This window comes from Dyella humicola (genome assembly GCF_026283945.1).
In the GTDB taxonomy this organism is placed as follows: domain Bacteria; phylum Pseudomonadota; class Gammaproteobacteria; order Xanthomonadales; family Rhodanobacteraceae; genus Dyella; species Dyella humicola.
The window spans coordinates 333,216-346,212 of sequence record NZ_JAPDPC010000003.1; the positions used below are offsets into that span (position 1 = coordinate 333,216).

The following is a 12,997-nucleotide window of genomic DNA, read 5'->3' on the forward strand; positions in this document are numbered from 1 at the left end:
GAAGCGCAGGTGCCGCTGTGGGCTTTTAGCCCTGCCGCAAGCTGGACCGACGCACGATCAAGCGAGCCGGCAGCATGGCGCTCTCCGCCGGCTCGCCACGAATCAGTCGCAGCAGGTTGTCGACCAGGATCTCGCCCGCCTGCTTGGTGTCCTGTAACACCGTGGTCAGTGGTGGATTGACGAAGCTGGCCATGGTGATGTCGTCGAACCCGGCCAGTGCCACGTCGTCCGGCACCTTCAGGCCGTGATCGGCGAGCGCACGCATGGCGCCGATAGCGATCAGGTCGCTGGCGGCGAACACGGCATCGAAACCGACACCGTGACTGAGCAGCTTCTCGAGCGCGTCGTAGCCCGAGCGTTCGGTGCTCTCGGCGTTCACCTGCAGCAGGGGCCCGGCTTCCAGCCCCGCATCGCCAAGGGCTCTCACGTGGCCGCGGTAGCGATCGAAGAATTCCGGATAATGACTTGAGGCATCGCCAAGAAAAGCGATGCGTCGACAGCCTTGTTCGATGAGATGGGTGGTGACCGCTTGGCCACCGCTGAGGTTGTCGCAGCCCACCGACACATCCGGCTGGTCGTGCAGCACCGCACCCCAGCGCACGCAGCACGTACCCTGGTCCACCAGTTTCTGCAGCTTGTCGCGGGTGGCGAGATAGTCGCCGTAACCGAGCAGGATGATGCCGTCGGCCTTCTTGCTGTCCGCGTAGTCCGCATGCCAGTCGCGCGAAAACTGCTGGAACGAGATCAGCAGGTCGTAGCCGCGCTGCGCACTGGCGCGCGTGATCGATCCAAGCATGGACAGGAAGAACGGGTTGATATGGGAGTCGTCTGCCGTCGGGTCCTCGAACAACAGCAAGGCCAGCGTGCCGGTATGTTTGGCGCGCAGGCTGGAGGCGTTCTTGTCGACCTTGTAGTTGAGTTGGTCCACCGCCGCCTGGATGCGCCGGCGCGTTTCCTCGTTCACCAGCGGACTGCCACGCAGCGCGCGCGACACCGTCGACTGGGAGACGCCAGTCAGGTGGGCGATATCGAACGAGGTGACTTTTCCCTTGATCTGCACGCGGCCGTAACCCTTGAGGCAATGCCGGCCGAGCTCTCTGTGGCCAGACGAGTTGTTCGCGGCATCCTAGCTGCTTTACGTCGCTCCCGCGCGCCGCGTGGAGACATTAGACGGGCGCTTGGCCCAGGCAAAAAAAGCCCCGAGGATTAGGGGGGAATCCTCGGGGCCGGGGGTGGAAGCGAAACCCAGGGGAGAGGTTCGCTTACCAGTTGGCTCATCCAGGGAGGTGGTCTGAGCCGGTTGGACGCCGTTGCGTGCATCCGAATACTAAGAACGCGCCACGCGGCAAAAGTTGCACTCACCAGGTCAGTTTTAGTTAGCGACGATTCATTTGACGAAAATCAAACACTTCGCCGCCCGCGTCGTCGCAGCGAAGACTGGGACGACGGCGAGAGCTTGAACAGGCTCCTAGTGCGCCTCGTCCCAGTTGGCTCCCACGCCCGCTTCCACCAGCAGGGGCACGGAGAGTTCCGCCGCACCCGACATGCGCTCAATGACGCCTGCACGCACCGCCTCGACCGCGTCCTTGCGCACCTCGAAGACCAGTTCGTCGTGCACCTGCATCAGCATGTGGGCATCGTCGCGTTGCTGCAGCCAGGGATGCACGGCGAGCATGGCGCGCTTGATGATGTCGGCGGCGGTGCCCTGCATGGGTGCGTTGACGGCGGCGCGTTCGGCACCGGCGCGCAGGGCCTGGTTGCGCGAGGTGAGGTTCTCCAGGTACAGCCGGCGGCCGAACAAGGTCTGCACATAGCCGTCGCGGTGCGCCTGCTCGCGGGTGGCGTCCATGAAGGCGCGCACGCCCGGATAGCGCGAGAAGTAGCGCGCCATGTAGTCGCTGGCTTCGCCACGATCCACGCCGAGCTGACGGGCCAGCCCGAACGCGCTCATGCCATACATCAGGCCGAAGTTGATGGCCTTGGCGGCACGACGCTGGTTGGCGCTGACTTCTTCGGGCTTGAGGCCAAACACTTCGGCGGCCGTGGCCCGATGCACGTCGCCGCCTTCGTGGAAGGCCTTGAGCAGCCCTTCGTCGCCAGAGAGGTGGGCCATGATGCGCAATTCGATCTGCGAATAGTCCGCCGCCAGCACCACCCAGCCTTCCGGTGCCACGAACGCCTGGCGTATGCGCCGACCTTCCTCGGTGCGTACCGGGATGTTCTGCAGGTTGGGATCGGACGAGGAGATACGCCCCGTCGCCACCGCACCCTGGTGGTAGCTGGTATGCACGCGACCCGTACGCGGGTTGACCATCTCGGCCAACTTGTCGGTATAGGTCGAACGCAGCTTGGCCAGGCCGCGGTAGTCAAGAATCAGGCGTGGCAGCGGGTGGTCGTCGGCGATGGCGTCCAGCGCTTCCTCATTCGTCGACGGCTGGCCCGTGGGGGTCTTCAGCTTGGCCCGCAGACCAAGTTCGTCGAACAGGATGGCCTGCAGCTGCTTGGGCGAGTCGAGATTGAACTCGCGGCCGGCGCTCTTCCAGGCTTCCCGCTGCAGTTCAAGCATGCGCTTGCCCAAGTGCTGGCTCTGCTTGCGCAACTCGCTCACGTCGATCAGCACGCCGCGCTGTTCCATCGCGGCCAGCACGGGAACGAGTGGAATCTCGATATCCTCGTAGACCGCGCGTAGGGCGGGGATGCTTTCAAGCTTTGGCCACAGTGCGTGATGCAGGCGCAGCGTCACGTCGGCATCTTCGGCGGCGTAGCGGCAAGCCGTATCCAGATCGACTTGGGAGAACGAGATCTGTTTGGCGCCCTTGCCGGCGACCTGCTCGTACTTGACGGTTTCGTAGCCAAGGTACTTCCGCGCCAGCGAATCCATGTCGTGGCGCGTGGCGGTGGCGTTCCATATATAGGACTCCAGCATGGAGTCGTGCCTGAGCCCCTGCACGGCAATGCCGTAGTGCGACAGGATGTTGATGTCGTACTTCGCGTGCTGGCCCAGCTTCGGCCGGGCGGGGTCTTCAAAGAACGGCTTCAAGGCAGCGAGCACCTGATCGCGCGGTAGCTGCGCCGGTGCCCCCGGGTAATCGTGGGTGAGTGGCACGTAGCAGGCATGTCCCGGTTCCACCGACAGGCTGAGGCCGACGATATCGGCCTGCATGGCGTCGATCGAGGTGGTCTCGGTATCGAACGCGATCAGCGGTGCGCTGGCGATCTTCGCCAGCCAGCTATCGAATTGAGCCTGTGTGGTCACCAGCTCGTACTGACCTTCCATCGCCAGATGCTGGTCGAGTAGGAGCGCACCCTGTACGCGATGCTCTTCGGTGGCAGCCGCCGGGTTCGAGTCGCGCACAGGGTGCGCTCCTGCAGGAGAGGCGGCTTCGTTGTCGAGCTCCTTCAACGCGGCCTTGAACTCGTAGCGTGTAAACAACTCGCGCAGCTGCTCCAGGTGGCGTTCGTGCAGGGCGAGATCCGTCACCGTCACATCCAGCGGCACGTCCGTCTTGATCGTCACCAGCTCGCGCGACAGCGGCAGTTGCGGCAGCGCCGCGCGCAGGCTCTCGCCGATCTTGCCGCCGATTTTGTCCGCGTTCGCGATGAGCTGGTCCAAGGTGCCGTATTCGGCCAGCCATTTCGCCGCCGTCTTGGGGCCGCACTTGGGTACGCCCGGCACGTTGTCGACGGTATCGCCGGTGAGTGAGAGGAAGTCGACGATTTGCGCCGGCTCCACGCCGAATTTTTCCATCACGCCCGCGCTGTCGGTGGTCGTGTTGGTCATGGTGTTGACCAGGGTGACGCCGGGTCGCACGAGCTGGGCGAGATCTTTGTCGCCGGTGGAAATCTCCACCTCGATGCCTTGGGCATGCGCCTGCTCGGTCAGCGTGCCGATCACGTCATCTGCTTCCACGCCGCTCACCCGCAGGATCGGGAAGCCGAGTGCGCTGACAATGGCGAGCATGGGGTCGACCTGCGCGCGCAGGTCGTCTGGCATTGGTGGGCGATTGGCCTTGTACTGGTCGTAGAGCTCGTTGCGAAAAGTAGGCCCCGGCGCATCGCTGACGAAGGCGACATGGTCGGGTCTGGCCTTCAGCGTCGCGCGCAGCATGTTGACCACGCCGAACAGCGCACCGGTGGGTTCGCCGTGCGAGTTGCTCAGCGGTGGCAACGCGTGGAAGGCGCGATAGAGGTAGGACGAACCGTCGATAAGAATGAGCTTGGCCATGCCGGGGATTGTCGCATGCGAGGGGTGGCGGCCTGCGATTCACGAGCCGCATCGCTACGCGCTGCTATGCTTTGGTTTCATCAGGAGGCCGTCATCATGAAACCTGTCGCGTTGTTCATCGTTCTTGGCGCCGCGGTCGCATCCCAAGCGTTCGCCCAGACCGCAGGCTTCCCGCCCGCACCGCCGCCGCCCGGCATGAATGATCCGGGCGTGAAGGCAGTAGCACCTCCCGCAGCGACACCGGCATCCGCAGCACAGACCGCGCAGCCGGCCCAGCAAGCGCAGGCCGCGTCGAACAGTGCAGCCGCTCGCCCGGGCCAGCCCGCGCTGCCGGCCATGCAGGAGCCGCGCGACGCCATGGGCCAGGCACCGCCGCAGGTGACCGTGCGCAAGCAAGGTGACGACACCATCCAGGAGTACCGCCGCAGCGGCCAGCTCTACATGGTGGTGGTGACGCCGAAGAATGGCATCTCGCAGACCTACACCGTCGACCAAAAGGGCGCCTGGACCAATGCGGGTGGCGAGCCGGTGAAGCCCGTGATGTACAAGGTGCTGGAGTGGGGCAAGGGCAAGTCCGCCGAGGATCAGGACAGCGGCGGCCAATGAGCCGCCTGTCGGCCATCGACGGACGCCGGGTTATGACGCTTCGCGCGGTGGGTCGGCTGTGAACCTGCGGGAGAGCTGGCTGCTCTTCGCACTGGGTTCGGCGTTCTTCGCCGCGTTGACGGCGCTGTTTGGCAAGCTGGGTGTGGCGGGGATCAATTCGAATCTCGCCACCTTCATCCGCACCATCGTGATCCTGCTGGTGACCGCCGGCATCCTCAGCCTGCGCAACGAATGGGCTCGCCCCACCGGGCTGCCGATCAACAGCTGGGTCTTCCTTGTCCTTTCGGGCATCGCCACCGGCTTGTCATGGCTTTGCTACTACCGCGCACTGCAATTGGGACCGGTGAGCAAGGTGGCACCCATCGACAAGCTCAGCGTGGCCATCGCCATCGTGTTTGGCGTGCTTTTGCTCGGCGAGCAGTTGAGTTGGTCACTGGTGATCGGCGGCGGGCTGATCGTTGCCGGCGCCATCGTCATTGCCGTGTTCTGATCGAGGATCGCTACGCGTCGTCCAGCTCCGGATAGTGACGGAAGATGTCGTCCTCGTTGAACGGTACGCGTCGCGGCGAGGCGAGATAAGCGGCAAGCCGGGGTCTCGCGGCGACACGCTCGCTCAGGGAGCGTAGACGTGAAGTGTGTCGACGAAGCCGCTTCATCGCGAGGGGAAAGGCGTAGTCCAGCCCCGCCATCAGCTGGAACAGGGATACATCCACATACGAATGGTTTCGGCCAACGGCATGGTGCCCGTCGCCGCGTGCCAGCACCTGTTCGAAGTAGTCGATGAATTTCGGCAGCCGCTGCGTACGGAACGCTTCCGCGCGTTTGCGCGCTTCCATCCGCTGATCCTCGAAGTACTGATCCATCGCAATCGGATGGTGGGTATCGTGCACTTCCGCGACCAAATCGGCGATGGTGAGCTGCAACTGCAGTGCAAAACACTTGCTGGCTACCGATGAGGGCACCAGACCGTGCCGCGGGGCAAGAAAAGCGAGGATGTTCGGTGTCTGCGCAATCACCAGCTTGCCGGCCTGCAGAAAGGGTGGGGCAAACGGCAACGCGCCCGGTTGTTCGCCACCAAGAAACCGCGTCATGACGCCATCCCCCTGGTCGCGTGCCACATCGACATAGGTGGCGCCGGCATCTTCCAAGGCCAGGCGCACGAATTCGCCGCGACCCTGGATACCCGTCCAGTAGAACAGTTCGTAGCGCATCGTCTGGCCCGATGGTGTCGGAGGGCCAAGGCTAGCTTCGGTCCGTTCAAGCTTGCGTGAGCATTACTCGGCAGGCATCGACGGCCACGCAGCAGCGAGTGCGCGCAGTCGTTCCCACACCAGTGCAGCGAGCGGCGACAGAGAGCGCTGGCGCCGCTTCAGCAGCACGACATTGCGATGTTCTGTCGGCGTCAGTGGCCGCGTCACCAAGGTGTCCGGCGCAGGTGCCAACGCCGGACTGACACTGATGCCCAGACCCGCCTCCACCATGCGAAACGCCGTGAGGGTATGACCGGTCTGCTGCACGATGTCGACCTCGATGCCGCGGCTGGCGAGCGCGTGATCGATCAGTCGACGGCTGCCGGAGGAATAGTCGAGCAGCACCAGGCGCTGACCGCGCAGCTTGCGCCACGGCACCCGCTCCAACTGCGCCAACGGATGGTCGGGTCGGCATACCAGCACGAAGGGGTCACGCAGAATCAGTTCGCTATCGAATTCACCACTCGGCGGTGGATCGATGGCGAGGCCGAAATCCACTTCGCCGCCGCGCACGCTGTCCAGCACCATCGTTTGCGCCTCGTCGTGCAGTTGGATGGTGAGATCGGGATAGCGCCGGATGCAGTCGGCAATGCATGGCGGCATCAAGCCGGCCGACAAGGTGGGTACGGATGCCACGTGCACCTTGCCGTGTCGGCGCTCGCTTTCGGAGTGGACATGACTGAGCACGCCTTCCAACTCCTCGAGCACGCGGCTGATCGCGTTCTCCAGATAGCGCCCCGCATCCGTGGGCACTACTTCCCGCGTGTTCCGGTCAAACAGTTTCAGGCCCAGATCCGCCTCCAGTTCGGCCACATGCCGGCTCACGGCTGGCTGGCTCAGGTGCAGGCTCTCCGCTGCGCGCCGGAAGTGCTGCTGCTGGGCCACGGCGAGGAATACACGAAGCTGGCGCAGGGTGATATTCATAACGGGATGATATCAATGAATCCGATAATACGAATGGATTAATGAATGGGGCGGCGTTCCAATAACGGCCTCTCGCGTAATCCGGCTTCCGGTCATGTCACTGAGTCGCTTCCTTCCCGATCGCTTCACCTGCGCCCTGGTGGTCACGGTCACCCTGGCCAGTCTGCTGCCTTGTCGCGGCCACGTGGCCGGCGCCTTCGAGGTGGTTACGGACCTGGCCATCGCGCTGCTGTTCTTCCTGCATGGCGCCAAGCTGTCGCGCGAGGCCGTGGTGGCTGGGATGACCCACTGGCGCCTGCACCTCACGGTGCTCGCCAGCACCTTCGTGTTGTTTCCCGTGCTTGGCCTGCTGTTGCGTCCGGTGCTGTCGCCGCTGGTGACGCCGTCGCTGTACCTGGGCGTGCTGTTCCTGTGCACGCTGCCTTCCACGGTGCAGTCGTCCATCGCCTTCACCTCGATGGCGCGCGGCAATATTCCGGCCGCGATTTGTGCGGCATCCGCTTCCAGCTTGCTTGGCATCTTCATCACGCCGCTGCTGGTGGGCGTGATGCTGGAGTCGCACGGCCAGGGTGGCATGAGCTGGGATGCCGTAGGCGGCATCGTGCTGCAGCTGCTGGTGCCCTTTATCGCGGGCCAGGTGGCACAGCGCTGGATCGGCCCGTGGGTAAGCCGCAATCGTGCATTGCTTGCCTATGTGGACCAGGGTTCGATCCTGTTGGTGGTGTACACGGCGTTCAGTGCGGCGGTGCTGCAAGGCCTTTGGAAGCAGATGCCGCTGCCGGTGCTTGGTGGCTTGTTGGGGGTCAACGCGGTGCTGCTTGCGATTGCGCTGCTGGTGACGCGTTACGGCGCGCGTGCGCTGGGCTTTGGGCGCGAGGACGAGATCACCATCGTGTTCTGCGGTTCGAAGAAGAGCCTGGCCAGTGGCGTGCCGATGGCGAAGGTGTTGTTCGCAGGTCATCCGCTGGGCGCGATCGTGCTGCCGATCATGCTGTTCCATCAGATCCAGCTGATGACTTGTGCGGTGCTGGCGCGGCGCTATGCGGAGCGGGCGCGAAGGATTGAACTGGACGTGGAGGCGGATGGCGCTACGCGCGCTTGAGCCTTGGTTTGTTCTCACGTGAAGGTAGCGAAGCTACCTCTCACCGACATCCCCGCGAACGCGGGGATCCAGTGCGTTTCGCTCTTGTGCGCGCCGGTCGCGGCATCGCAGCAGCCGAGCAAGAAAACCACGGGCTCAAACAGCGCCACCGCGAGTACCTGCCCCTCACCCCAACCCTCTCCCCTTTGGGGAGAGGGAGCTGCAGGGCGTCGATCAATGACGGAAGTGACGAATCCCGGTAAACACCATCGCCATATCGTGCTCATCTGCGGCGGCAATCACTTCCGCATCGCGCATCGAGCCACCCGGCTGGATCACGGCGCGAATACCCGCCGCGGCGGCGGCATCGATGCCGTCGCGGAATGGGAAGAACGCGTCCGAGGCCATCACCGACCCACGCACTTCCAGCTTCTCGTCGGCCGCCTTGATGCCGGCGATTTTCGCGCTGTACACGCGACTCATCTGGCCGGCGCCGATGCCGATGGTCTGGCGATCGCGGGCATAGACGATGGCATTGCTCTTGACGTACTTGGCCACCTTCCACGCGAAGATCAGGTCGTCGACCTCGGTCGGTGTCGGTGCGCGCTTGGTGACGATCTTGAGATCGTCGGCGCCGACCATGGCGCGGTCGGCGGTCTGGATCAGCAGGCCGGAACCGACACGGCGCGTATCGTTGCCGGGATGCGGCTTGGTCAGGTCGCCATCGGCCGGCGGCGGAATTTCCAGCACGCGCACGTTGGTTTTCTTGGCGAAGACCTTGAGCGCCTCGTCTTCATAGCCAGGGGCGAGCACCACTTCCACGAACTGGCGCTCGACGATGGCGCGTGCCGTGGCCGCGTCCACCACGCGGTTGAACGCGATGATGCCGCCGAAGGCGGAGGTGGGATCGGTCTGGTAGGCGAGATCGTAGGCGCGGCCGATGCCTTCCAGGCTCACGGCGACGCCGCAGGGATTGGCATGCTTGACGATCACGCAGGCCGGCTTGGTGAAGCTGCGTACGCATTCCCACGCGGCATCGGAATCAGCGATATTGTTGAACGACAGCTCCTTGCCCTGCCGCTGGCGGAACGTGGCCAGCGTGCCCGGATGCGGATACATGTCGCGGTAGAACGCGGCCTGCTGATGCGGGTTCTCGCCGTAGCGCAAATCCATCATCTTCACGAAGCGGCCATTGGCCTGGGCCGGGAAAGCGTCGTGGCCGGCAATGGCGTCGTAGCCATCGTTGAGCTGCAGCGCGGACAGGTAGTCGCTGATGGCGCCGTCATAGTTCGATACGCGATTGAACGCGGCGACCGCAAGCTTAAAGCGCGTGGCGCGGGCCAGGCCGCCGCTGGCCTCGATTTCCGCCAGTGCATCCTGGTACTGGTCGGGGGACGTCAGCACGCCGACGTCGTTCCAGTTCTTGGCGGCGGAACGCAGCATGGCCGGGCCGCCGATGTCGATGTTCTCGATCGCGTCTTCCAGCGCGCAATCAGGCTTGGCCACCGTCTGCTCGAACGGATAGAGGTTGAGTACGAGCAGGTCGATCGGTGCGATGCCCAGTTCGGCCATCACCGCGTCGTCCGTGCCGCGACGGCCGAGCAGGCCGCCATGCACCTTCGGGTGCAGCGTCTTGACGCGACCGTCCATGATTTCTGGAAAACCGGTGACGTCGCTGACATCCTTGACCGGGATGCCGGCATCGCGCAGCGCCTTGGCGCTGCCACCGGTGGAAAGCAGCTCGACGCCGGCCTGGTGCAGCCGCTGACCCAGCGCGATCAGTCCAGTCTTGTCCGAAACGCTGAGCAGCGCACGGCGGATAGGGGTAACGGCAGGGGCAGACATGGCGGCTTCCAGAGCGGGAGAGCCGAGCATTATAGCGGGCTGGGCCCGAACCGGCAGAAAGCGCGGCTTGATGCGGGATGGATGGCTAAACGCCGGGAGCTGCGTGGTCTACCGGCCCGAACGCGGGGCACGTGCAGGGCTGAGGTCCGATGGTTTCGTCAGGCTTACAGCAGGCCGTGGGCGGCCAGCTTCTTGCGCAGCGTGGCGCGATTGATACCAAGTACGGCGGCGGCACGGCTCTGGTTGCCGTCGTGCCAGGCCAGTACTTCGCGCAGGAGGGGGCCTTCGACTTCGCGAATCACGAGCGCGTGCAGACCCTCGTCGCATTCGGTATCGCCGATGTCGGCGAGAAAACGGCGGACGGTGCGACTGACGCATTCGCTCAATGCGCTCTGCGACGAAGTCTCCTTAGGGGACTCGCTAGCAGGCAGTCTGACGGCGTTCACTGGCATTTCCCCTCACGTTCTAATGCGGCGGCTGCGTTGGCCGCTGCAATTGTTGTATGGCAATACCGCGGGCGGCGGCTCGCATGGAACGCCGGGTGCAGCACAAGACGAAGGGGCGAGTTTACCCGTGTGTGCCGATAAATTTAAGTCCCTTGCAACGAACAAAGGGTGGGACTTGATGACATCGGCATTTGTCCTATGGACATTTCGCTGGCGCCTTGGTGGGTTGTGTGCAACGTCCGGCTTGAGCGTATGGATGCCGGCCGGCGATCGCCAGCACAGCTTGTTGGTACAAAGAGTTGGACGGCTATTCGAAGCCGAATTCGAACGCCACGGCCTTGCCGTCGGGATCTTCCACTTCAAGCACGATGGCGGTGCTGGCGCCCGGCGGCAGTCCGCGTTGCAGCGTGGCCATGTCACCAAGGTATTCGGCGGCACGCAAGCGGCGCATGGCCAGGCGATGGCCATTGACGTCGGACAGCGTGATGGCCACGACCGGATAGGGCTGGGTAAAGGTGGCGTCGTTGCGCAGGTTGGCGGTAATCAACAGGGCGCCAGGCACCGAGGGGTGCGCCTGAACGTCGCGGGCGAGCAAGCTCAACTGTGACGTGTCCTGAACCAGCGGCAGTTGGCATCCCATGCTGTTGCAGGCTTGCCGCAGCATCGTCCCGATCGTCGGGTCGCTGATCAGGACGTCACGCTTGGCCCAGGCGATTTGCGCGCCGAGGGCGGATAACAGCAGGACGCAGGCCGTTACCCATGGCCAGCGCCGCCCGTTACGTTCCTTGCCGCGCGCAAAGCGGGGGGCAAGGACCAGGTTGCTGAAGTCCTCGATGTCGTCGCGCGCTTCGTCCTTGGCTTCGGCAATGGCCGGGGTTTCCGGGCGCGGGCGATAAATCGCCAGATCCAGCCGAGGCGCCGCCGTCTGCGTGCGGGGTGACAGATGTTGGAAGGGTTCAGGCGGCAACTGATCGATGAGGCTGACTAGGGCATCGAATTCGGTCTCGCAATGACCGCACACGACCATCCCTCTCGCCTGCGCAAGCGTTTCCGTGTTCAGCGAGAACACGGTCAGGCATTCGGGACATTGGGCGTACATGCAGGCCGCTCCGTCGAACTGTGGCAAGCCTAGTGCAGGTGCGGTCACAAATCATCCGCGGTGACGCGGAGATCGTGATCAGTCTCTCAGGCCTGGCGTCCGTCGCGCCCGCGCATCCTGCGCTCGCAGCACTAGCGCGTCCGTGCGCGTCGACCACTGATGCGCACCCAGTCTTCCTGGGTGTCTACGCGCAGTTCGTCGAACCACTCGGCGTAGCGCTGCAGCAGCTCGTCTTGCTGGCCCTTGAGGATGCCGGAGATGGCGAACGGCGCGCCAGGCTTGGCCGCCTTGGCGAAGGTGGGCGCAAGCTCGCCCAGCGGGCCGGCGAGGATGTTGGCGATGAAGATGTCCGAGGGTTCCGCCTCGAGTTCGTCCGGCAGGAATAGAGCGAGACGGTCGGCTACCTCGTTGCGCTCAGCGTTGTCGGCTGAAGCCGTAATCGCCTGCGGATCGTTGTCCACTCCGATGGCGCTGGCGGCGCCGAGCTTGAGTGCGGCGATGGCGAGGATGCCTGAGCCACAGCCGAAGTCGGTCACGGTCTTGCCAGCAAGATCTTGCCCATCCAACCACGCCAGGCAGAGCGCCGTGGTGGGGTGCGTGCCGCTGCCGAAGGCCAGGCCCGGGTCCAGGCGCACGACGACGATGTCCTCATCCGCCGGCGGCTCGATATTCCACGGATAGATCCACAGCCGGCGGCCGAACACCATCGGCTTGAACTGGTCCATCCAGGCGCGCTCCCAGTCCTCGTCGGCGACGTCGCGGAACTGCATATGGTCCGGCTCCAGCCACGGCAGCAGTTCGCTCAGCGCCTCGCTCAGGCCGCGGCGATCGGTCTCTGCTTCGAACAACGCATTGAGGGTGATGGTCGGCCACAGCGGCAGCTCGCCCACGCCCGGTTCAAAGATGGCCTGCTCGTCCGGCGTTTCCGCATCCGCGTCCTGCAGCGTGATGGACAGCGCGCCGATATCGTCCAGCGCCTCTTCTACGCGAGGCTGCTGTTCGGCACGGACGGTGAGCGAGAGTTCAAGCCAGGGCATGGGCGGAGAGTCCTGCGGAAAGCATGCATTGTCGCCGAAGAGGTGGCGAGCGGGAGAGGCGGTTACAAGAGTGGCGACGGCATGCCAAGGAAGGCATCGTGGCGGCGGTAGTGATCCAGCGCATTGGCGAAATCGCTCACGCCAGAAGCTGGTTCGCGACGCCGCTGCACGAACAGCACTTCGGCGAAATCAGCTGCTTCGAGGAAATGCTGCAGGTGATGCTTGGCAGCGAAGGCGGGCATGGCCTCGCCGTTGTCGTCGATCAGCGAGTCGTCCTCGTCCGCCACATGCGAGAGGTAGAGGCGGCACGCGGGTTCGGTGATCTCGCCACGGAGGTACACCCACGCGTAACGATCCCAGCCATCACCGTCGTCGAAGGCGTCGGTGATGGCCGCGATGGCTTCGTGCAGGGTCAGTAGCATGATGTTCGGCGTGGTCTGGCGGGTCGCTGTTGCGGCCCGCCATTATCGCTCATGCAGCGGTC

Annotated in this window: 12 protein-coding genes; 3 read left to right on the plus strand and 9 right to left on the minus strand. The window is 64.3% G+C overall.

Annotation, left to right across the window (positions count from 1 at the left end):
* Positions 1 to 25: 25 nt before the first annotated feature.
* Both OUZ30_RS18055 and polA read right to left on the minus strand, forming a co-directional pair.
* On the minus strand, positions 26 to 1,054 hold the full coding sequence (locus tag OUZ30_RS18055; protein ID WP_266183911.1) for a LacI family DNA-binding transcriptional regulator: 1,029 nt from the start codon (positions 1,052 to 1,054) through the stop codon (positions 26 to 28).
* A gap of 414 nt (positions 1,055 to 1,468) precedes the next feature.
* On the minus strand, positions 1,469 to 4,225 hold the full coding sequence (polA, locus tag OUZ30_RS18060) for a DNA polymerase I (RefSeq protein ID WP_266183826.1): 2,757 nt from the start codon (positions 4,223 to 4,225) through the stop codon (positions 1,469 to 1,471).
* Between the two features lie 96 nt (positions 4,226 to 4,321).
* Here polA and OUZ30_RS18065 point away from each other — a divergent pair, with 96 nt between their 5' ends.
* Together OUZ30_RS18065 and OUZ30_RS18070 are read left to right on the plus strand one after the other, a co-directional pair.
* On the plus strand, positions 4,322 to 4,831 hold the full coding sequence (locus OUZ30_RS18065; RefSeq protein WP_266183827.1) for a DUF2782 domain-containing protein: 510 nt from the start codon (positions 4,322 to 4,324) through the stop codon (positions 4,829 to 4,831).
* A gap of 58 nt (positions 4,832 to 4,889) precedes the next feature.
* Positions 4,890 to 5,321 carry an EamA family transporter gene (locus tag OUZ30_RS18070; protein ID WP_266183828.1) on the plus strand — a complete coding sequence of 144 codons (432 nt, stop codon included), beginning with the start codon at positions 4,890 to 4,892 and terminating at the stop codon, positions 5,319 to 5,321.
* Between the two features lie 10 nt (positions 5,322 to 5,331).
* Here OUZ30_RS18070 and OUZ30_RS18075 read toward each other — a convergent pair whose 3' ends face one another.
* Both OUZ30_RS18075 and OUZ30_RS18080 read right to left on the minus strand, forming a co-directional pair.
* On the minus strand, positions 5,332 to 6,042 hold the full coding sequence (locus tag OUZ30_RS18075) for a glutathione S-transferase (protein WP_266183829.1): 711 nt from the start codon (positions 6,040 to 6,042) through the stop codon (positions 5,332 to 5,334).
* A 63-nt stretch (positions 6,043 to 6,105) separates the two neighbouring features.
* Positions 6,106 to 7,005 carry a LysR family transcriptional regulator gene (locus OUZ30_RS18080; protein WP_266183830.1) on the minus strand — a complete coding sequence of 300 codons (900 nt, stop codon included), beginning with the start codon at positions 7,003 to 7,005 and terminating at the stop codon, positions 6,106 to 6,108.
* Positions 7,006 to 7,099: 94 nt separating this feature from the next.
* Here OUZ30_RS18080 and OUZ30_RS18085 point away from each other — a divergent pair, with 94 nt between their 5' ends.
* The gene (locus OUZ30_RS18085) at positions 7,100 to 8,107 is read left to right on the plus strand and encodes a bile acid:sodium symporter family protein (protein WP_266183831.1); all 1,008 of its coding nucleotides are present in this window, start codon (positions 7,100 to 7,102) and stop codon (positions 8,105 to 8,107) included.
* Between the two features lie 213 nt (positions 8,108 to 8,320).
* Here OUZ30_RS18085 and purH read toward each other — a convergent pair whose 3' ends face one another.
* The 5 genes from purH to OUZ30_RS18110 all read right to left on the minus strand — a co-directional run bounded on the left by purH (position 8,321) and on the right by OUZ30_RS18110 (position 12,935).
* Complete coding sequence (gene purH / locus OUZ30_RS18090) at positions 8,321 to 9,931, minus strand: bifunctional phosphoribosylaminoimidazolecarboxamide formyltransferase/IMP cyclohydrolase (protein WP_266183832.1); 1,611 nt, start codon at positions 9,929 to 9,931, stop codon at positions 8,321 to 8,323.
* Between the two features lie 164 nt (positions 9,932 to 10,095).
* On the minus strand, positions 10,096 to 10,383 hold the full coding sequence (locus OUZ30_RS18095) for a helix-turn-helix domain-containing protein (RefSeq protein ID WP_266183833.1): 288 nt from the start codon (positions 10,381 to 10,383) through the stop codon (positions 10,096 to 10,098).
* Between the two features lie 301 nt (positions 10,384 to 10,684).
* Positions 10,685 to 11,476: a zinc-ribbon and DUF3426 domain-containing protein gene (locus tag OUZ30_RS18100; protein ID WP_266183834.1), complete on the minus strand. Its 792-nt coding sequence runs from the start codon at positions 11,474 to 11,476 to the stop codon at positions 10,685 to 10,687.
* Between the two features lie 131 nt (positions 11,477 to 11,607).
* Positions 11,608 to 12,513: a 50S ribosomal protein L11 methyltransferase gene (gene prmA / locus OUZ30_RS18105; RefSeq protein WP_266183835.1), complete on the minus strand. Its 906-nt coding sequence runs from the start codon at positions 12,511 to 12,513 to the stop codon at positions 11,608 to 11,610.
* 62 nt (positions 12,514 to 12,575) lie between these two features.
* Positions 12,576 to 12,935 carry a DUF7716 domain-containing protein gene (locus OUZ30_RS18110; RefSeq protein WP_266183836.1) on the minus strand — a complete coding sequence of 120 codons (360 nt, stop codon included), beginning with the start codon at positions 12,933 to 12,935 and terminating at the stop codon, positions 12,576 to 12,578.
* Positions 12,936 to 12,997 lie beyond the last annotated feature (62 nt).

Excerpts from the sequence above, each read along its gene's own strand:
- OUZ30_RS18100 (WP_266183834.1), bottom strand. The coding sequence starts at position 11,476 with ATGTACGCCCAATGTCCCGAATGCCTGACCGTGTTCTCGCTGAACACG.
- OUZ30_RS18065 (WP_266183827.1), top strand. The coding sequence starts at position 4,322 with ATGAAACCTGTCGCGTTGTTCATCGTTCTTGGCGCCGCGGTCGCATCC.
- purH (WP_266183832.1), bottom strand. The coding sequence starts at position 9,931 with ATGTCTGCCCCTGCCGTTACCCCTATCCGCCGTGCGCTGCTCAGCGTT.
- OUZ30_RS18075 (WP_266183829.1), bottom strand. The coding sequence starts at position 6,042 with ATGCGCTACGAACTGTTCTACTGGACGGGTATCCAGGGTCGCGGCGAA.
- OUZ30_RS18080 (WP_266183830.1), bottom strand. The coding sequence starts at position 7,005 with ATGAATATCACCCTGCGCCAGCTTCGTGTATTCCTCGCCGTGGCCCAG.
- OUZ30_RS18085 (WP_266183831.1), top strand. The coding sequence starts at position 7,100 with ATGTCACTGAGTCGCTTCCTTCCCGATCGCTTCACCTGCGCCCTGGTG.
- OUZ30_RS18110 (WP_266183836.1), bottom strand. The coding sequence starts at position 12,935 with ATGCTACTGACCCTGCACGAAGCCATCGCGGCCATCACCGACGCCTTC.
- prmA (WP_266183835.1), bottom strand. The coding sequence starts at position 12,513 with ATGCCCTGGCTTGAACTCTCGCTCACCGTCCGTGCCGAACAGCAGCCT.
- OUZ30_RS18095 (WP_266183833.1), bottom strand. The coding sequence starts at position 10,383 with ATGCCAGTGAACGCCGTCAGACTGCCTGCTAGCGAGTCCCCTAAGGAG.
- polA (WP_266183826.1), bottom strand. The coding sequence starts at position 4,225 with ATGGCCAAGCTCATTCTTATCGACGGTTCGTCCTACCTCTATCGCGCC.